The organism is Kistimonas ophiarachnellae (assembly GCF_057552235.1).
The window spans coordinates 70,290-90,947 of sequence record NZ_BAAJPA010000016.1 but is presented as its reverse complement, the minus strand read 5'-3'; the positions used below and the strand labels follow the sequence as shown (position 1 = coordinate 90,947).

Genomic DNA, 20,658 nt, shown 5'->3' with positions numbered 1-20,658 from the left:
AATTCCAATAACCGTCGGTATTGGATGCTTATCGATCAAGTTTTGCTCTAAATCTCCACGAGAATGTAATGTCTTCAGCATGGACTTCGCGGTGAGCTTGTCTGCAGGTCGGGTAGCCGGGTGACATTGCTGCCACCCAGCCCCCTAAGAACCGTACGTGCGACTTTCATCGCATACGGCTCAAGCCTCTTGGGCATTCACATTCACAACCGTTGTGCTATTCGGCACCACGGATGCACCAATTGACGATCAGATAACAGGCTGTCCATAGAATCATAAACAGCCTGTGGATCATGCAGTGGATTGCCATGTTGGAATGGTGCCCCACACACGACACAGCTGTTCTGTTGTCGGAACAGCACCTCTCGTCTCTGCTTGTAGAAGGATTCTTTCAGCTGCCTTTTCCGACGGCGCTGCTCCCAATATTCCCTTTGATCGGGGTTAAGGGGGCTATTACTCCCCTTGACTTTGATGTGACGGGTGACGGGAGTATGCTTATGCCGGTATAGGCGTATGGTGTCGTTCCTGAACATCCAGTCCTGACCGGGAAAGTACCGGTATTTCACCCAGTGCCTGGCTTTGTTCGGGTGTCGGCGCTTTGCCCAGTTCCATGTCAATTTCCATATCCGGTGATCGACATAGCTGAATGTCCGCTTGCTGTTGCCGTGGCGATAGTAGTGGCTCCAACCGCCAATAATCGGGTTGCGGCAAGCAATAAGCCCGGTTTGTGTGGCCTGCTTATAGTTTGAGATAAGATCCTTTATCCGCTTGATATGTGCTTTCACATTGGCCTTTGCCGGGCGGACAAGTACGATTTTCCCGCTGTATCGCTTAATGGTAAAACCCAGAAAATCAAAACCCTCATCAATGTGAACGACACGGGTTTTGGCTTCGCTCAGTTGCAGTCCCTTTGTTGCAAGAAACTGCTCAAGCTTTGGGATTACATAGTCATTAATTACTTCACCCGAAGGTGCCGTAATGACAAAATCATCGGCATAGCGAATCAGGTTAATGCCTTTGTTGTCTCCCCGGCGTTGGGCCGGACGCAATTGCCGACCGCTTGCGCTGGTGCAACCAAACAGCCTCTCCAGACCATCCAGAGCAATGTTTGCCAGCAGAGGGGAAATAATCCCACCCTGTGGCGTTCCTGCTTCTGTCGGTTGCGTGTGATTCCATTCAACAACACCGGACTTTAACCACCGACGTATTGTCTTGGCGAACACCGGTGTTCTGTCCAATATGGCTTCATGCCTTATGTTATCGAAACAACCGGATATATCGGCATCAAGCACCTATTGACTGCTATTCTTCTGATGCAGTGTATAGGCAATGGCAGTGATGGCATCCATGCAGCATCGTCCCGGTCGAAAGCCGTAGGAGTTAACCTCGAAACGGCTTTCCCATTCTGGCTCCATGGACAATTTCACCAATGCCTGCATGACACGATCTTTAACAGTGGGAATTCCAAGAGGGCGTTGCCTGCCGTTGGCCTTGGGAATGTATACCCGGCGCACGGGCTTGGGCTTGTACCCCCTCAGCGTCAATCCTTCTTTCAGTAACGTCAGGCGTTTTGTCGGCGTATCGCATACTACCCCGTCAATACCCGGCGTATTTCTGCCGCGATTTTCCATCGTCACCTGTCGTATGGACAGGAGCTTCGCGGCCAGTGAACGAACGAGCAGTTTCTGAAGGCTTTTGACCTTTTTCCACAACCCATTCTCTGCCGCACGATAGATACGGCCCTGCAGCCGACGAACACTGGCTGAGACTTTCGACCAGTTAATACCCGGCCAGCCGGAGTGCTGGTGTTCTGTGGTCGGTTCAATGGCCAGCATTGTCTAACCCTCTCCACAGACAAACGTCATGGCAAAGCTTGTCTATCGCTGAGACCAGCCGGAAGTGGGCATCCTTTCGGATTGGGTCAAAGTTCGAAACCCTATCTGTCTCATTACAAGACAGCCTTCGCTTTCTCCGGCCTCCTTTACCCTTTCCACCGTCCCCTTTCCTTGCGGTCAGGATACCTTCTTGGAAGGGGTGAACAGGGCTTACCCAGTTGATAAGCTTGAGTCAAATGAACCGGGGAGGGTGGAGTCTGTACTCCGGCAGGCGTAATGACATCGTCAGATTTAGCGCGCAGAAACTCTGATCCTGCCTGCATCCCTTTTGGGCTCTGCCTGTCAGTCTCTTTGGCAGATTGGCGGTGACGAAGCTTGAAACTCTTCACTATCGTTCACCCGTCCGGTTCGCTCCTGGCCCGCCGCCGGTCGAGACTACCCGCTTGAAGGCTTTGTCCCCGGAGCTTCACACCTTGGATTACTCCGCAGCATGTCCGGGTAGGAGCATCTGGATGTACAGAAGTCCGAATCACTCAATGTGTCGGCACCTCAAACTTACCCTTGTGAATCGGGATTATATGCGACCCCCGATTCGCTGGTCGCACGCACGCTACCGCCCGGAGGGGTTGCACGATTGTTTAGTCATCGGCAGAGCATGGGCCTCGGTAGCTCGGAGAGAAGTATATTGAACGTTCGATCAAGGATTAAACCAGAATGTGATTTGTGGTGCTACATGTAGAGTTGACAAACGACATGAAAAGATCTTTATTATCGCGATAAAGTCTGTCTGTACAAGAAAAGTCTCTATGGTCGTAAAATGTAAGGGATCCTTGGGCGACGCAAGCTGCCAAAAATGCTCTGGAAAAGTGGGACCATATGTTATTGGGTGACTCCACCAATGTGAACCTTATGGCTCACGTCATCGGTAATGCAGAGAGTTTTAGCATTGGCGATTTTGTGGATGTGGGGCAGGTTGTTGAAGATTATGCAGGAGCAAACTCAACAGTTATATGTGGCAGTAACATTTATGTGGCAGTAACATTTCTGGGGAGTTGGAGATGGGAGAGTATGAGGTAATAGCCACGGTAGTGGCAAGTTGATCATTTGTAGTAAGAGAAACTGAACACACCCCCGTTACCCAACCACCGCCAAACGATGAAAGGCTCGAAACTTCTACAGTTTCGGGCCTTTTTGCATTTTGGCCCTGCTTTCAATGGGTTATGACAGCCCTTCGCCCCGTCCAGTTCACCGTATTTCTAACAGAATAGCTGATTTTCGGGCTTTTCTGCTCTCTGTTCTCTGCAAAGACCTCACTTTTGGATTTTTGAGAGGTCTTTGGATTCTGTATATATATCAAATGGTTATGTAGTTCCCGAAAGACCGGTGTCAAAGTGTGGGTTTTGGTAGGTTTGCATAACCAGAATGTGTAAAAGCACACCTGTTTGGCTTACGAAAAAAATTTACGGAAAGGCGGCTGTTAGCATAGCGATGTACGGTATGTTCTGGGTTATAGTACCTATGACTTGCGGCAGAGTGTTGCTGTAACATGGTGTGCGTTAAAAGTGAGTTTTATTTTTTATGGCAAGATTGTGTGTTACGGGTGGTATCGCTCGTCCGGCTCTTCATAACTAATAGCGTTACTCTTAGCTCAACCGCCTTGCTGCAAGGCACTATTTATTATGAACGAAGAAGGATGACATTAATGTCTTATACTACCGGTACCGTTAAGTGGTTCAACGACGAGAAGGGTTTTGGTTTCATCGCTCAGGAAAACGGTCCTGACGTCTTTGCCCATTTCCGTCAGATCAAGAGCGACGGTTTCCGTTCCCTGGCTGAAGGCCAGCAGGTTCGCTTCAAGGTGACCCAGGGCCAGAAAGGTCCTCAGGCTGAAGAGATCGAAGTGATCTAAGCGACAGCTTGTCACTGACCCTTCGGGGTAGGAGTGAATAGTGAAAGGGCGATACCTGCGGGTGTTGCCCTTTTTTACATCTGCGGTATACGACTGATCACCCGTGTTTGGCAAAAACGGCTTCTCCTGTTCAATCCAGTTATCGGAGAATGGTGCCATGGCAGTCGTCCAGCGTCAGAAGCCCCAAACCCTCACCGGTCAGAATCGCTTCCTGAATGGTGGGGGCAGGCTAATCAAGCGAAGGATGCGTGATGCAAGTCCTTGGCTGATACTCCTTCTTTCATGACGATCTCCCTGATGCTGTTGGCCTGAACGGTTTCCAGTCGTTGCATCCAGATGTGGGCGCGTACCAGAGCGTCACGGAGGGCAGGTGCCGGGTGTTGTGAACTGAGTCGTCGGATATCTGTAAGCCATGCATTGCTCAAGCATCCTGATCGGGTCAAGGTCACGCCGGAGCTCTCTGGACGACGCCGCAATGACGGCTTTCAGATGGTGATATGGGGGGGCTGTCCGCTATTTCTGCCCACTATCTAGGCAACCACAGGCAAACCCGATTATGCGTCAGAGCCGGGCGGCGGTTCTGGCAGGGCGTTTTTTTGATGCAGCCGGTCAATATTAGCCATGAGATGGTGTTCAAACGAGCGACGCACTGGCAGCACTGAAAGCAGCTTTCTCAACGCTCTGGCAAGGTGATGTGGATGGGATTGTCGATTGAGAAACAATTGTTGCCCATTTATGAGCAGACCGGTGATCTGTTGGCAGCACTGGAATCCCGTCTGCTGTAGTGTTTCAGTGCATTGTTACAGCAGGAACACAATTTTGCGTTTAACATTGAGGGCAGCAGTGGCTGGCCCAATACATTCTTTTGCACGGATTTCTGTGCGGATTGTTGCTGACTCATCGGCATCCTCCGTCGTTTGCCTGTTCACCAAGGATATACCTCAGGGAGAGAACCCATGTCACAAGTTGACCGCAGTTGTATCGGTGCCGACAGCATCCATATCCAGCCATACGATCAATCTGCGCCACTGTTGCCCGTGGGCAATGTCAGTGAGTTTACCTTCAGTTTTGAGTAGGAAAAGAAGAAGCTGAAAAACTATCTCTGCGCTGGCGGAAATCGCAATATAGTGTCACGTTTCTTCGGTATTACCGGTTCCACCACCGCCCATGATTTCACTGCTCAGAATATCGCTCTGGCTCTACGCGCCTCGCTCAGTGGGGTTGGTGGTGCGGTGATCCATGAACCCCATGCCAGGCATGGCATTGTTGATGAGCTGGTTCTTTTCGACAAACTGCCAGATCTTGGGCAGACGATCACGGTTCGTGACAGTCTTTCAAATTTGCTCACCGATAATATGGACTATGAACTGACCAAATCCGGTATCCGGGTGCTGGACGGCGGCGCCATTAACGACAAGGGCATTACGGTTTCCTGCACGCCGCTGGGCGCCAATGTGGTAAAGGCACTGGTGAAGTCGGGGAAGGAGTTCGCGCTATATTATGGAAGGACTCAACGATGCTCAGGAAGGTGTGCCATTCAGTATTCGGGTGCACCGGGTTATGTTTTCCCCGGTGCAGAACCTGGGCTCTATTTCTGAAGACTTTGCCAGCATTCCGCTGGCTATGGATATCTTGGCCGACCCGACAATTATCGGCGCCAGCCTAAGCCCATTTATGCGGCTGGATCTGGCGCAGTAGTTTTATTCAGTGATGGTAAGAGAGTCGTAGCTGACAAGACTCGGTGAACGCTTTGTGTTGACATCACTGACTCTTACCTTAAAGCCTTTTTTGAGGTGGTCCAGAATCTCCTCGTAAGTATCGACATAGATGTAATCTTCCTGGAATCGAGTCTTGCTTACGACGAATTTGCCCGCTTGGGTTTTGTGAGGCTCACAAACGGTACCGGCTTTTTTTCCACGCGTGATGATATATTTGATTTCCATAATCGCCTCATTTCTAGTTGATTGTTGTCTACTCGTGTTTATCAGACTTCAGAAATGGCGGCATTTCAATAGGATAAACGAAATTATGGATTTACCTTGATATGATTCGTGAATCCGCTATTCGACTTACACTTAATACTCGTGATCAGCTCTCCGGGGTTATCCTCAAATCGGCGGTCTCTTTCACGGCAAGATCATGAAACCCCTTGCCATTACCGGGCTCAAGCTGGATGGATATAACGATGCTCTCCAGCAGCTAATCTCACACTGTATAATTTCAGCACATTTCTTGCTATCCCCTGTGTGGTAAGGAATAACAGGACATTACTAATCTCAATCACGGAATCAAATATTTACTTGGTATCTGACCAGGTTGGTATTGGAGCCAGCAACCTCAAAATCACAGTAATCATTGACGCTCAAATTTTCCTCAATCCCAGTGATAACAAGGAGTTTCATGCGTTTTTCCTGAGTGTTGGTGGTAATTGCTCGTGAAGTCAATGATAGCAAGGTCTTTCATAATCTTTCCCTGGGTCACATGGTCGTTTATTGACCAGCGGAGCATAGGCCTCAGTAGCTCAGATATTGGCGAGATGAACAGTTGTTCAAGAATTGGGCCGGAATGAAGTATGCGGTTCTATATGTAGACCTTGCAAGTGATATGGAACGTACGTTTCTATTGCGATAAAGTCTGTTTCCAGTAGTGCGCTATGATCCATCCAGACAATAACAAGCCCTCCAAGGTGATGTATGGACTCAGTAAAATCCAGGAAGATCTCTACCAGTGCCCTGGCAAAATCCCTTTCTCTATCAGCAAAAGACCTATTCCAAAAAATGGAATCGGCGGGTTGGATTGCTCGTGTTGAAGATGCCTGGGAGTTAACTGAGAAGGGGAAGGCGAAGGGCGGCGAGTACATCACCCATCCGAAATATGGGAAATACATCGCCTGGCCAGAGATGATAAGGGTCAATAATAATGAGTCTGAAACTGGCACAAGTAATGTAAAGAAGTTGATGACAGCCAGTGCTGTTGGTAAGCAATTGGAGTTATCCGCACAGCGAATTAATGCGCTTTTTTCAGAACTTGGCTGGATCAAAAAGGCTCTCAAAGGCTGGGAAGTGACATCTCAGGGTAAAGCCATGGGTGGCCAGCAACGGGAAGATAACCGTACAGGCATTCCTTATGTCTGCTGGCCGGAAAGTGTGCTGGAGAGCAAGGCATTCACCTTGTCGCTGAAAGAGATCCGAGGGGACCTGAGCCAGGCGATCGGCCTTGAAGACAATAATGGCAGCGATGAAGCAGGGTTCAGGGACAAGTTTCCGGCCAAACTGCGTACGGCTGATGGCCACTTTGTACGTTCCAAGGCCGAGATGCTGGTGGATAATTGGCTCTATATGGCGGAAATCGTTCATGCCTATGAGCGTAAGTTGCCCATCGAGGAAGATGTTTACTGCGATTTTTATGTGCCGACAGGCAAGGTCTACATCGAATACTGGGGGTTGGAAGAAGACCCCAAATACCGTAAGCGCAAGGCAGAGAAACTCAAGATTTACGAGAAGTATGGCCTCAACCTGATCCAGTTGACTGATAAGGATGTTCAGAACCTGGATGATGTCCTGCCCCGAATGCTGTTGAAGTTTGGGGTGCAGACCTATTGATATTAGGTTCTACGGGTTTGGCAGGCACAATTTATATAGTATGACCATATCATTCAGTCGTTGTATCTGGATGTCAGGTATGCCATTACGCTGGCCAGATTAACAGGCAGAATCTGCAATCGCAGCATTCTTTATAGATAGCATACATAAGGAAGATCATGCTTAATTCTGAAGAAGTTCACAGAGCCTTGAATGCTTTGGGGTATCGCATTGAGCTGGGCATGAAAGAGCCATCCTATGCATATGAGCATTCTCTGGGTAATAACGGTTATGTTTATGTCAAGAGAAAAGCTGATAAACCAGTCGTGAAATCTCCTTTGGTGCTTGATCCTGCAACACGCAGTCTACAGACCTCCATAAATAGGATTAGTGGTATTCATGTAGACTGGCTCACTCCTGTCAAGAGTACTAGTTATAGGAAGTTTCCGAAATTTGAGGGTATATCCTCTCAATATGGTTTTGCAGCGCAGGTCATGTCTGTTGAAGGACTAGAAGCACTCATGAATGTAATCACAGGCGGAAGTATTGATGGAACGCGAGACATCGTAGAGCCTCAAAATCCCTTTATGCCTGAAAAGGAAGTATCCCTCTATCTTCCTCTTAACCAGATTCTCTATGGTCCTCCCGGAACAGGTAAAACCTACCACACGGCTATTGAGGCGCTAAAAATCCTTGATCCTGACTCTTTCGTTGGAATGGAAGGCGATTATCAATCTATTCGTGAACACTACGATTCCCTGTACAACGAAGGTCGCATCAGCTTTGTGACTTTTCACCAGAGTTTCAGCTATGAGGACTTCGTAGAGGGGATAAAGGCCGAGACAATTGATGGGCAGGTGCATTACACCATCGAGGATGGCGTTTTCAAGCAAATTTGCGCCTTGGCCAGTTCAGATGAAGAGTGTAAACCTTATGTTATTGTCATTGATGAAATAAACCGTGGGAATATCTCTCGCATCTTCGGTGAATTGATCACCCTGCTGGAACCAACAAAACGAGCGGGGGCGGTAGAGGCGTTGACTGTGACCCTGCCGTATTCCAAAAAACCTTTCTCTGTGCCAGGCAATTTGTATGTTATAGGCACCATGAATACTGCGGACCGTTCGCTGGCACAATTGGATATTGCGTTGCGCCGCCGGTTTGAGTTCGTGGAAATGATGCCTGATGCAGAACTCCTGAATGATGTTGAGGTGGATGGAGTGGCTATCGGACTCCTGCTGAAAACACTCAACGAACGTATCGAGGTTCTGCTCGATCGAGATCATACACTGGGGCACAGTTATTTCCTCCCGCTCAGGCAGGAAGGAAACAATACAATGGATAACCTGGCTCGCATTCTTGAGAAACAGATCTTGCCACTGTTGCAGGAGTATTTCTTTGAAGACTGGCGACGCATTCAATGGGTTTTGAACGACCATCAAAAGCCTGGGCAGTACCAGTTTGTCAAGCAGGGCGGTGAGACTGATCTGGTGAGCCTGTTGGGTGATGTAGTCAGTGGTGAGATCAATGACCGCAGGTGGTTGATCAATTCTGAGGCGTTCAAACGGCCTGACAGCTATCGGTATACCATCAGATCCCGGGGAAACGATGAAGCCCGTCAATAAGTGGTGAGTGCGCATGAAGGCCAAGGCCGTTATCGTCAGAGAATATGCTGAGCTGACTACCGCACCGGTTGAGTCCACGATTGACCGGGCGCATATCCCGCAGAGTTGCTATGACTGGTTGCTGGATCTGCATGCCAGGTTGGGACGTTCCGGTAAAGTCCTGCTGGGCGTGGCCGGACGCAAAAGCCTTAAACTGGATAGCTATGTTGGGTTTCTACAAAGTCCCTGTGGTTTCTCCATCGAAATATTGCCAAAACATGTCCGGCATGCGCCCAGTGAGGGGGAGAGGGAGCAATGTCGTGACATTCTCCTGAAGATGATCAGTGTTAGCATGGGGTTACCGTTTCGCGAGATGGGGACTGCCCAGCTGAAATTGCTCAAGTTTCCCCTGCCGGAATGGATTTTTGCCCGATTCCTTCAGGAGTTGGATCTTCTGTATAAAAAAGGGCTGCGATTTACTTATGAAACGATAGAAGAAGAAAATCGTTTTCTTCGTGGTCAGCTGAATGCGACATTACAACTCTGTCAGCCTCCCGGAAGAGATCATCTTTTCCAGATACGTCATGAAGTTTTTACTCCGAACAGGCCTGAAAACCGGTTGATAAAACGGGCTCTGGATACCGTCAGGCAACTGGTCCAGCAGGCAGATAACTGGCGTCTGGCCAATGAGTTCAGCCATCTGCTTGATGCCGTGCCGGCAAGTGACAATATTGACGGTGACTTTCAGCGCTGGGTGGATAACCGGTTGATGGCTGCCTATCGGAATATCCGGCCGTGGTGTGAACTCATTATTCGCCAGCTCAGTCCGGTTGCGCAAAAGGGGTTGCATGAAGGAATCTCGCTGCTTTTTCCCATGGAACAACTGTTTGAGAACTATGTAGAACGCTGCCTGCGAAAATCTCTCCAGCCTGGATGGCGCCTGCAAAGTCAGGCTGCGACTCATTACCTCTGCCGTCATCAGCCAGTACACATGGTTAATGCCAGAAGCATGTTCCAGATGAGGCCGGATATTGTTTTAAGCCGGGAAGAGCATAAGCAGGTCTTGGATACCAAATGGAAATTGCTCAACGGTAAGGAGGTAAGCGACAAGTATGGCCTCAAGCAGGGTGACTTCTACCAGATGTTTGCCTATGGACAAAAATACCTGAATGGCGCGGGTGAACTGATGTTGATTTATCCGGTAACTGAGGATTTTCAGGTTGCTCTGCCTGAGTTTCTATTTGACGACCATCTCCGGTTGTGGGTAGTACCTTTTGATCTCCGGTCGGGGAAGCTTGTTCAGGGCGACTATGGCAGACACTTTCCATCATTATTTCCGTCGCAGAGGTCTTTGTCGGTTGCTGTCTGATAACAGAACAGTGTTGGCTGGAAACGCCGGAAATCAAACAATGGCGTCTTCGTGACAGGTTTTTAAGCGAGCATCTTCATGTACAAAAATCAGGGAAAGCTCATCTATTCACCCACAGACCTTACTCGCTACATGGAGAGTCCTTTCGCGTCCTGGATGGATCGCCTGACCTTGGAGCAACCGGATAACCCATTGGATCAGGATCCTGATGACCCGATGATGCAGCTGCTTGCCACCAGGGGGCTTGCCCATGAAGATGCCGTACTGGAGGATTTCAGGGCGCAGGGATTGTCGGTGCTGTTGGTTGAAGCCGATAGTAACGCCACGAAAATGGAAAAGACGCTGACAGCATTGCACGATGGTATTGATGTGATTGCCCAGGCGCGATTGGCGCTGGGATCGTTTGCAGGCTACGCGGATTTTTTAGTGAAAGTACCCGGCGAGAGTCATCTTGGGAATTTTCACTACGAGGTATGGGATGCCAAACTGTCCAGCAAGGTCAAACCGGCTTACCCGGTTCAGCTTTGCTGTTATGTGGAAATGCTGGAAGCGATCCAGGGTTGCCGGGCCGAATATATCACGGTCGTATTGGGTAATGGTGTCTGCGAGCGTTTGCGAACCAGCGACTGCTTTTATTATTACCTCTCGCTAAAAGAAGGTTTCCTGGCGGAACAGGCTGCCTTCGATCCCGATCAGCCGCCCGATCCGGCAGATTCTAATCACTGGCTGAACTGGAGTGAGGTGGCCGAGAGCCAGTTGCTCGCCCGGGATCATCTTTTCCAGGTGGCTAATATTACACGGGGGCAAATTAAAAAGCTGTCGCGTGCCGGAATCAAGACGATGCAGGCGTTGGCAGATACACGGAAAACGCACGTTACTGGCATGAATCCGCTTGTGCTGGAGCGACTCAAGGCCCAGGCAGCCATCCAAAAAGCCAGCGAGGGACATGACAAACCTCTGTATGACATTCTTGCCCATGGCGGTGAAGAGCGTGTGGGGCTGGAATTGCTTCCGCCACACAATGACCTGGATGTCTTTTTTGATATTGAAGGGTTTCCACTGGAGCAGGGAGGGTTAGAGTATCTTTGGGGCTGTTCCTGCTTCAATGATCAGGGAGAGCGCGAATTCAGGGACTTCTGGGCCCATGATCGAGATCAGGAAAAGGCCGCTTTTGAGGGGTTTATCCGCTGGGTATATGGCCGATGGCAACAAGATCCCGCTATGCATATCTATCACTACGCCAGTTACGAGATTACAGCCTGCCGTAAACTGATGGGGCGCTTTGGTGTATGTGAATATGAGGTAGACCAGCTACTGCGTAACGAGGTGTTTGTAGACCTTTACAAGGTGGTGAAAGGTGGCGTGAGGTTGGGGGAGCCTCGCTACTCCATCAAGAACGTGGAACACCTGTACCGCGGCAAACGTGAAACTGCGGTCGGTACTGGTGGTGATTCGATTGTCGTTTACGAACAGTGGCGAACGCTCCATGAAATCGGGGAGGAAGGAGACAGTTGGCAGACATCCGATATTCTAAAAAACATACGCGACTACAACATTGATGATTGTAACTCCACGCAGGAGCTGGTGGATTGGCTTCGAGGGCAACAAAGGAATCATAACATTGTCTATAAAGGCAAGGTTGAGGTGGTGGAGCCTGAGGAAAAAACAGAGGTTACAGAGCGAACCGAATTGCGGGATCGGTTACTGAAACAGGCAGAAAAAGAGCGTGTGACAGATCTTGAAAAAGCACAGCTGACAGCAAATATGGCCTGGTTTCTGGAATTTCACCGCAGGGAGTCAAAACCGATATTCTGGAGGCGGTTTGACCGGCTGGGATTGAGCCATGAAGAATTGCTGGATGACCTTGACTGCCTCGCCTGCTGTCAGCGAACCCGTCGCCCTGCGTTTAAACACACGGATCGTGCCCGCCAACTGTCATATGAATATCGGTTTGAACCTCAAGAGTATAAAGATGTGCATGAGTCCTTCTTCCTGGCTGGACGTGAGTCAAGTGATGGAAAAGGTATTAAGGTTAAATTCCTGAAAGAAGCCAGTGACATGGACAACGGTCTCGTGGTGATTCAGGCTGCTAATGAGCCACCGCCTTTTATCTCGCTGGTGCCGGATGAGTTTGTTCCGGCTCATGTCATTGAAGCGGCTATCATGCGGTCAGTGGAGGAGTACGAACAAGGAGATTTGGTCGGGAGTCGGGCCGCTATTGTGGATTTCCTGACCCGTTCCCGACCACGTATCAAGCATATTTCAACGGGCAGTGATATTGCGCCTTCCCATGATCCAGATGAACGCTTGGGGCAGATAATCAGCGCGGTAAAATGCCTCGATAATAGTTACCTTGCCATACAGGGGCCACCGGGGGCGGGGAAAACACATACTGCCAGGCATGTCATTGCGGAGCTGCTAAAGAGTGGCGCAAGGGTCGGGATCTCGAGTAATAGCCATAAGGCGATCAATCACCTGCTCCTCAGTACAGCGCGTTACTGTAGCCAGGAAAAAATAACGGCCAACTTCTACTGTACCCGGGATACCAGTCCTGAATTGGAAAAAACAGGGGTTTCAATTACCAAAAATTCAGATCTGGAGAATATCAACAAGCCCCCTTATGTTATCGGAACAACTGCCTGGGGTTTTTCCCGTAAGGATATGGAAAATACACTGGACTACCTGTTTGTGGATGAAGCCGGACAGGTCAGTGTGGCCAACCTTATCGCCATGGCGCGCTCTGCCCGCAACCTGGTCTTGATGGGGGATCAGATGCAGTTGGGGCAGCCCTCGCAAGCCAGTCACCCGGAAGACAGCGGTCTTTCTATCCTGGATTACCTCATGCGTGATACGCCCACGATACCAGCAGATAGGGGAGTTTTTCTTGATATCACCTGGCGGATGCATCCAGCGGTTAACCAGTTTATCAGTGAACAGGTGTATGAGGGCAGGCTGGAATCTCATCCTGACAACTATGGGCGGGTTATAGATGTTCCTGATAATGCCAGTGAACCGCTGACCAAGCATGCCGGTATTGTTTTCATTCCGGTTGAACATGAGGGAAATACCCAGGGATCAGATGAGGAAGCTGAGGTTATTCAGAGAATGGTGCAAGACTTGCGGGGCCGAAAATTCCACTTTACAGAGGATGACTCATCAGGGAGAGCCATTGGCTGGGAAGATATTCTTTTTGTCGCGCCATACAACCTGCAGGTAAACAAGCTGAAAAGAGCCTTGGGCTCAAGGGCGAAAGTGGGGAGTGTCGACAAATTTCAGGGGCAGGAGGCGCCGATCGTTTTTCTGAGCATGTGTGCGAGTGATGCCAGCGAATCCCCGAGGGGGATGGACTTTCTGTTTGATCGTCATCGCATCAATGTGGCAATTTCCAGAGCGCAGTCGCTGGCGATTGTTGTAGGTAATCCATCGCTGGGTCGTACATCGGTTAACCGGGTGGATCAGTTGCAGCTGGTCAATCTGTTTGATGCTATGGCGCAGTATGTCTAAACGTCAAGTTCAGATACAAAACACTTGTGATGTCGTCAGAAGTATGCTGCTCTTGTGCTCAGCTTCTGACTCCTTTTCTTCCTCAAGCTGCACTGACAACAGTGTCGTACTCTTTACTTATCAGGCAATTACTGACATGACGCAATTTGCCTCAATGACTAACCAGTACAATATTCAGAAATTTGATCTGTAAGAGATGCGAGTTGTGGACATTGGAAAAGCATTGAAGCTGGCCGAACAATTTGTTACTGATCCGCGTTACTCACAAGCTGTTTTTTACAATCAAAATCGTCAACTCTTTGATGTGCTTGGCCTGAAGGAGACAGGGCTGACGGAAGTGATCGCTTGGTTACTGCATCCACAGGAAGGACATGATTTAGGGGACTACTTTCTCAAATCCCTGTTGAAAGCTGCAATAGCTGCTCAGTCGGAAAGTGAAGTTCAACTGCCTTTAACCGCTCTGGAAGTCGATCAGTTGCTGCTCAGTAGCATGAGCATATATACAGAATACACGATCAGTAGCGGACGACGTATAGATATACTGGCCACCGACATAGTCAACAACCTGGTCGTGGTTATTGAACATAAATATGGCAGTAGTGAGAATGGCGACCAGCTGGCTGCTTATTCTGACTGGGCAGAGACCTTTATTGCTGCCAATCCTAATTCTGACTTCAGGTTAATGCGCATTCTGATAGATGGATGTGAAGTGCTTGATAAGAACAAGTTGCAGGAAAGCCAGCAGGACAAGTGGGCAATAGTCAGTCATCAGTGGCTTATAGATGCTCTGAGCAATGTTACCGAGACTGATATCATTACGGAATCCCGTAAGTGGATTCTGAAGGATTTGCTTATTCATCTCGATGGGCGTTACGGTCTGGATGGTACCTTGGCAAAGCCTCATGCATTCCGGAAAGAGTTTGCGGCATGTCATCGTCAGTTGGTGGATAACTTTGCTGATATCACGTTAGAGGATGAAAGTGGAGAGCAGTTGAACCTTTACAGTTTTGATGACATTGACTTTATCAAGCATCAACACTTACTTTCTCTTGGCATTAGAGATGGTGCTTTGCAGCTTCATCAATTTTTGAAGAAAAACGCAGGTCTTCTACAGTCTCTGGCGCAGTATTCATGTCTGGAGTGGTTACAGGAAAGCCTTGAGAGAGCATACCCGAATCAGTTGGAGTTTGAACGGACTTCTGGTAAGAAAACCGAACTGAGTTTCTTTCATCTTTCATGGGCGAAATATCAGAAAGACAAAGATGGAAAATGGCCGATCTGTCTGAACATCTCTGATAATGGCGATCAAAAAATACTGTACGCATGGATCCAGAGAGAGGGCCTGTCTGATCCAGAGATCGCGGAGTCATTAGCGCAATACTTTGGCAGCAAACTGCAGAGTAACTGGAAATACAAGAAACTGATCGAGAAGGATGTAAGTGAGTTTGGTGCAGGTGATCGTAAGTTGCTGGTTGAAATTCATGAAATGTTTAACCTGGTGAATACCGCCCTGGCTGGCATCCGGTAATCAAAAGTTTTGTGTCAGAACTCCTTTTAAGGCAGTAGACATAAGTTTGCCTAAAAGTGTAACGAGTATTCAGAAATGCCGGGGTTGACGGCGTGTTGGCCCCTATAAACTCAGGTGTTTGAGAGAGTGCTAGAAATGGAATTATCAGACAAGAACTTGACCAGGATCACCATTATTTCTTCAGGGCTGGAAGCTGAACAATCGGTTGGATTGTGGCATCAGGCTTTCCAGCAGAAAAAGCATGAGGAAGTAATACTCAGTCATTACACTCTTTCCACCCTGTCTGAAAATTTTGACCAGCTTGAGCAGGAAGATTTGATCATCGTTGTAGTAGGCTCTGAAGGTAAATCCCTGTCTACATCTTTTGGACGATATGTCAGCAAACGAAAAGTCCAGACGGTATTGCTAATGACTGATGCTTTAAAGCAGAAGCCAGGTGATGTGGGTATACAGGAAGATCTGGTCAGTGTCATCAGACATGATGTGCCAGTAGATGTTGCTGTTGAGAAATTGCTTGCGCCTTTTGTCTCAAAAGAGCTTATGAATGTAGACGTGAAGGATTTCGCACTGATTGCCCCTTCATGTTCTAGTGGCTTTATGGCTGTCGCCCGCGCGAAGGGGCCGTCAGGGGCAACGGAAGCTGCCCAACAGGCCCTTAAAAAGTGTGTTCAAATGTTATTGGGTGACTCCACCAATGTGAACCTTATGGCTCACGTCATCGGTAATGCAGAGAGTTTTAGCATTGGCGATTTTGTGGATGTGGGGCAGGTTGTTGAAGATTATGCAGGAGTAAACTCAACGGTTATATGCGGCAGTAACATCTCTGGGGAGTTGGAAATGGGAGAGTATGAGGTAATAGCCACGGTAGTGGCAAGTTGATCATTTGTAGTAAGAGAAACTGACCACACCCCCGTTACCCAACCACCTTGGGTAACGGGATTTGTATGTTCATACGAACCATCCGGTCATTGACAGCTGATTCCAGAACGGTTTCTGCTCCCGGGAAACAGTGCCGGTAAATACGATTATCGGCATGCAGGAGAAGTCAGGTAGGAGCTTCTACATGGCTAGTATGATTGACTACTGGGGGCTTAGGGGCTGAGAGTCATTAATGGTTTCCTATAACAATGTATTCTGATATTTCGGCCATCTCTCTGATAGAGAGGTGATCAACTAGATTTTTTTCTCTACAATATTGCACTAGGTGCTATATTTGTTGTCAAAAGGGTTGTCCTGAGCCGTGAGAGTCTTCAAAACCCGTTGGTTTCAGCGTTGGGCCAAGAAAGAGGGGCTTTCTGATAAAGTGCTTCTGGCTGCTGTCCAAGAGATGGAGCAGGGGCTGGTTGATGCCGACCTTGGCGGTTCGGTATATAAAAAGCGTGTTCCGCTAATGGGGAAGGGAAAGCGAGGAAGTACCAGAACGCTTCTGGCTTTCAGGATGGGTGAGTGTGCCTTTTTCATCTTTGGATTTTCCAAGAATAAACAGGCCAATATTGATCAAAAAGAGGAACGGGCCATCAAGCTGCTGGCTCGCGAGTTTTTGGGGTATACAGAACATGCCCTGAAAAAGGCACTGGATGCCGGTGAATTAGTGGAGATCCCGTATGAGTGAGTTATTAAATGCAGTCCATGAGACCGCCAAGGGCTTATATGATGCTGGTGTTATGGATGCCACTACCATGCACGAGTTCGATGCCTTATGCCTGACGCCAGTGAAAGAGCTTGCACCGCAGCAAATCAAGCGTTTGCGGCTGAAATGCAAGGCAAGCCAGGCAGTGTTTGCGGCGTTTCTGAATGTCAGTCCATCGACAGTACAGAAGTGGGAAAGTGGTCAGAAGCGGCCAAACGGGCCTTCTCTTAAATTGTTGAACCTGGTGAAGGATAAAGGGCTAAATGTTCTAGCCTGATCATCTGGAGATGGAAATAGAGAGCGGAAGCTCTTGCCCAGATAGCCGAATCATCACAACTGACAGGGGCTCAACTGCAGAGAATAAATGGTTGCCTGTTACCCAACCACCGCCACACAATGCAAGGCTCGAAACCTAACGGTTTCGGGCCTTTTTTATTTTGGCTTTGCTTTCAATACGTTACGATAGCCTCAGATCCCGCCGAGTTCACCGTTTTCTCTTACAGAATAGCTGACATTTACGCTTTTCCGCGCTTACAAAGACCCCATGTTCAGTGCTGGATATTGGGCTGGAATTTTAGTTTCCCCGTATATATCAAATGGTTATGTAGTTTCCGAAGAGAGCGTGCCTTAAAGTGGCTGATTTTTTGGTTTTAAGTCATAAAACTGTTCAAAAAATAGCCGATTTGGGTTGGAGTGAGAATTTTTACGTGTAAACGGTCAACCAAGTAACGATGTCCGGTGTTTTCTGAGTTATAGTACCTATGACTTGTGGCAGACTGTTGCTGTAACATGGTGAGTGTTAAAAGTGAGTTTTATTTTTTATGCCAAGATTGTGTGTTACGGGTGGTATAGCTCGTCCGGTTCTTCATAAATAATAGCGTTACTCTTAGCTCAACCGCCTTGCTGCAAGGCACTATTATTTTGAACGAGAAAGGATGACATTAATGTCTACTACTACCGGTACTGTTAAGTGGTTCAACGACGAGAAAGGTTTTGGTTTCATCGCTCAGGAAAACGGTCCTGACGTGTTTGCCCATTTCCGTCAGATCAAGGGTGATGGCTTCCGTTCACTGGCTGAAGGCCAGCAGGTACGCTTCAAAGTGACTCAGGGCCAGAAAGGTCCTCAGGCTGAAGAGATCGAAGTTATCTAAACAGCAGCTTGTTCCTTACTTTGTAGGGTATAAGTGAAAAGAAAAGGGCAATACCTGAGGGTGTTGCCCTTTTTTTATCCAATGATTTTGATAGCAAGGTGAGATGGGGGTGTCCTGCCATCTCCTGTCAGTCCTGACTCAATAAAAATATTATCCCTGAACTTTCTGTGTGTTTGTCGATAGCTGACAGTGCCAAAGACTGAACTCGGTCGCAAAATGTTCAGAATGAACCCTTGTCAGCATCAGGCATAGCGAGTGGGGTGAGTCCACATTAAGTCATTTGTTATTGTGTGGTTATCAGGGGTAATGATGTTCGAGCTTTCGCGCTCTGCCGGATCAAACTGAGAAAGTTTGCAAATAATGAGCGGTGACCTAATGTGAAGTAAAACAGTATATAGATAAATGTCATGGAAACGACGCTTCTTATCCTGGTCTTCGTGGTGCTGTCTATCCTTGTCGGAGTCACAGTCCGGGCTCTGCTGAAGAATACAGCGATCCCTTACTCCGTCGCGCTGCTGGTTTTTGGCTTGCTGCTTGGGTTGATGTCGCAGGCGGGCTACATCAAGGAACCAATAGAAGAAATCAATTTATCGATTCGCCTCGGTGCGGCGCTGGACCCTAACCTCATACTGTTTATTTTCCTCCCTGCTCTGGTATTTGAGTCTGCCTTTGAGCTTGAAGTACATCTGTTCAAGCGGATGTTTTCCCAGATAGCCCTGTTAGCGGTGCCTGGTCTGGTTATCTGTACCTGTATGACGGCATTTATGGTGTTGTGGCTACTCCCCTGGGAGTGGAGCTTTCCGGTGGCATTGATGTTCGGGGCGATTGTCAGTGCGACAGATCCCGTGGCCGTAGTGGCGCTGCTCAAAGAAATGTGTTCCCGTGCCCGGTTACAGACGTTGATCGAAGGTGAGTCGCTGATCAATGATGGTACCGCCATCGTTCTTTTCTCCCTCTTTTTGACCCTGGCGACACAACTGAATGCGGAAATGCACATCCCTACGGTTGTTTTTGAATTCTTCAGGGTTGTGTTTCTTGGCATCATCCTGGGATGCCTGGTTGGTGCAGTCAGCCTGATCTTTATTAACCGTGTGTTTAATGACAGCTTGATAGAAATTACCTTGACCCTGGTGACGCCTTACCTGGTGTTCTATGTCGCAGAGCATGTCTTCCATGCTTCAGGTATCGTGGCCGTTGTTACGCTGGCATTAATATATGCAGGCCCGGGGAGAACCTGCTTTTCTCCGGAAGTGATTCATCACCTGCATCACTTCTGGCAGACACTGGCGTATCTGTTCAATACCTTGATTTTCATTCTTGTGGGTCTGGTTGTCGCGACACGGGTGACCGATGCGTCTCTTGATTCCTGGGGTTATCTCTTTGTGATATTCCTTGGTGTACTGATAATCCGATCGTTGGCGGTGTTGGGATTGATGCCATTTCTCTCTCGTCTGGGCGTTGGCATCAACAAGGAAAAAGCCATTGTTTTAACGTGGGGCGGGTTGAGAGGCGCAGTATCCATGGCTCTGGCGCTTATGGTAGCTGCCAACGACTCGCTGCCGCTGGATATCCGAAATCAAATACTGTTTTTAACAGCCGGTGTTGTTGTTCTGACTATCGTCATTAACGGTGGCTCCATGCGATTTGTTATGGCAAAGCTCGGGCTGGACAAGCTGCCTAAAGCCAAGCAGAAGACACTCGAAAAAGTAAAATCCGCGATTCATCAGGATGTGGAGTCACTTAAGGGAACATTGAAGTCGGATCCGTCGATGCAAATGGTGAATTGGGACAAGGTGGAATCTAAACTGTCCGATTTGAAGCCCAGTGATGAAACATTGGCTCAGCAGGGGAAGGAAGAGGAAACGGGCACGGAATACCTGAGAAAACTGCTGGAAACTGAACGTCAGTATTACTGGAATCAGTTCTCCCAGGGCTTGCTCAGCAAGAAGGCGACATCGTTATTGGTGACGGCTATTGAGCAGGCGCTGGATGGGGAGCCCAAAATTGCGCCCCGTCCACATCTGGAAAAAAGCTGGGTTGTACCGAAGTGGATCGAGTATCTGGCATCCGTTCCATTGGTCCGGCGCTACGCCACGCAATATCGTTACATGCAACAGGTCCTGGTTTATGAAAGTGCTCGCGGTTTATTGGCGGCCAATCGTCAGACAATTACGCTTGCGAAAAGTATATCCATGTCGGAGAAAGACAGGGATGCGGCTCTGAGGGATATGGAGCGCAATATTCACCTGGGTGAAGAGGCGCTTGATAATATCAAGTCTCTGTCACCGGAGATCGTCGCGAAAATTGAAACGCATACGGCACTTCGTATCCTGCTGAACAAACAACGAAATAGTTTGACAGCTTTGTCGCATGAAGGCGTTATTTCCGAGGTCGATGCAGAAAAACTGGTGTCGGAAGTTGAATTCAAGATGCACAAAGCCGGTCAGGATAAGTTCAGTTAACGTTATCTGGTTCATCTCGGCTTCCTGGCTGCAGTCTATGTGTCGGGAAGCTACTTCTCCATATCATTGATCTGCTGGGAAGTTT

15 protein-coding genes and 1 pseudogene are annotated in these 20,658 nt (G+C 48.6%); 12 read left to right on the top strand and 4 right to left on the bottom strand.

Annotated features, from left to right (window positions below):
* Window positions 1-203 precede the first annotated feature (203 nt).
* Together AC27K1_RS18345 and AC27K1_RS18340 are read right to left on the bottom strand one after the other, a co-directional pair.
* Complete coding sequence (locus AC27K1_RS18345; protein ID WP_487152246.1) at window positions 204-785, bottom strand: group II intron maturase-specific domain-containing protein; 582 nt, start codon at window positions 783-785, stop codon at window positions 204-206.
* 60 nt (window positions 786-845) lie between these two features.
* A pseudogene (locus tag AC27K1_RS18340) lies at window positions 846-1,835 on the bottom strand (reverse transcriptase domain-containing protein); the annotation flags it as partial.
* A 1,702-nt stretch (window positions 1,836-3,537) separates the two neighbouring features.
* On the opposite strand from AC27K1_RS18340, the gene AC27K1_RS18335 reads away from it, so the two are divergent.
* The gene (locus AC27K1_RS18335) at window positions 3,538-3,744 is read left to right on the top strand and encodes a cold-shock protein (RefSeq protein ID WP_487152238.1); all 207 of its coding nucleotides are present in this window, start codon (window positions 3,538-3,540) and stop codon (window positions 3,742-3,744) included.
* 233 nt (window positions 3,745-3,977) lie between these two features.
* On the opposite strand, the gene AC27K1_RS18330 is transcribed toward AC27K1_RS18335, so the two are convergent.
* Complete coding sequence (locus tag AC27K1_RS18330; RefSeq protein WP_487152237.1) at window positions 3,978-4,193, bottom strand: hypothetical protein; 216 nt, start codon at window positions 4,191-4,193, stop codon at window positions 3,978-3,980.
* 678 nt (window positions 4,194-4,871) lie between these two features.
* Between AC27K1_RS18330 and AC27K1_RS18325 the strand changes: the two genes are divergently transcribed.
* Window positions 4,872-5,342 (top strand): hypothetical protein, encoded by a 471-nt coding sequence (locus tag AC27K1_RS18325; protein ID WP_487152236.1) that lies wholly within the window; start codon window positions 4,872-4,874, stop codon window positions 5,340-5,342.
* Window positions 5,343-5,444: 102 nt separating this feature from the next.
* On the opposite strand, the gene AC27K1_RS18320 is transcribed toward AC27K1_RS18325, so the two are convergent.
* On the bottom strand, window positions 5,445-5,687 hold the full coding sequence (locus AC27K1_RS18320; protein ID WP_487152235.1) for a hypothetical protein: 243 nt from the start codon (window positions 5,685-5,687) through the stop codon (window positions 5,445-5,447).
* Between the two features lie 834 nt (window positions 5,688-6,521).
* On the opposite strand from AC27K1_RS18320, the gene AC27K1_RS18315 reads away from it, so the two are divergent.
* The 10 genes from AC27K1_RS18315 to AC27K1_RS18270 all read left to right on the top strand — a co-directional run bounded on the left by AC27K1_RS18315 (window position 6,522) and on the right by AC27K1_RS18270 (window position 20,573).
* Complete coding sequence (locus AC27K1_RS18315) at window positions 6,522-7,346, top strand: PDDEXK family nuclease (RefSeq protein WP_487152234.1); 825 nt, start codon at window positions 6,522-6,524, stop codon at window positions 7,344-7,346.
* A gap of 158 nt (window positions 7,347-7,504) precedes the next feature.
* Entirely contained in the window at window positions 7,505-8,950 is a 1,446-nt protein-coding gene (locus AC27K1_RS18310) for an McrB family protein (protein ID WP_487152233.1), read from the top strand.
* A gap of 13 nt (window positions 8,951-8,963) precedes the next feature.
* Entirely contained in the window at window positions 8,964-10,298 is a 1,335-nt protein-coding gene (locus AC27K1_RS18305) for an McrC family protein (RefSeq protein ID WP_487152232.1), read from the top strand.
* A gap of 78 nt (window positions 10,299-10,376) precedes the next feature.
* Complete coding sequence (locus AC27K1_RS18300) at window positions 10,377-13,802, top strand: TM0106 family RecB-like putative nuclease (protein ID WP_487152231.1); 3,426 nt, start codon at window positions 10,377-10,379, stop codon at window positions 13,800-13,802.
* Window positions 13,803-14,007: 205 nt separating this feature from the next.
* Complete coding sequence (locus tag AC27K1_RS18295) at window positions 14,008-15,330, top strand: PD-(D/E)XK nuclease family protein (protein WP_487152230.1); 1,323 nt, start codon at window positions 14,008-14,010, stop codon at window positions 15,328-15,330.
* Between the two features lie 135 nt (window positions 15,331-15,465).
* A complete protein-coding gene (locus tag AC27K1_RS18290) occupies window positions 15,466-16,209 on the top strand; it encodes an FtsZ/tubulin family protein (protein ID WP_487152229.1) in 744 nt (247 codons plus the stop codon).
* Between the two features lie 361 nt (window positions 16,210-16,570).
* Entirely contained in the window at window positions 16,571-16,942 is a 372-nt protein-coding gene (locus AC27K1_RS18285; RefSeq protein ID WP_487152228.1) for a type II toxin-antitoxin system RelE/ParE family toxin, read from the top strand.
* The gene (locus tag AC27K1_RS18280; RefSeq protein WP_487152227.1) at window positions 16,935-17,237 is read left to right on the top strand and encodes a helix-turn-helix domain-containing protein; all 303 of its coding nucleotides are present in this window, start codon (window positions 16,935-16,937) and stop codon (window positions 17,235-17,237) included. Before AC27K1_RS18285 ends, AC27K1_RS18280 begins: the two co-directional genes overlap by 8 nt.
* Before the next feature lie 667 nt (window positions 17,238-17,904).
* Window positions 17,905-18,111: a cold-shock protein gene (locus AC27K1_RS18275; protein WP_395178856.1), complete on the top strand. Its 207-nt coding sequence runs from the start codon at window positions 17,905-17,907 to the stop codon at window positions 18,109-18,111.
* 407 nt (window positions 18,112-18,518) lie between these two features.
* Entirely contained in the window at window positions 18,519-20,573 is a 2,055-nt protein-coding gene (locus tag AC27K1_RS18270) for a cation:proton antiporter (RefSeq protein WP_487152226.1), read from the top strand.
* Window positions 20,574-20,658: the final 85 nt, after the last annotated feature.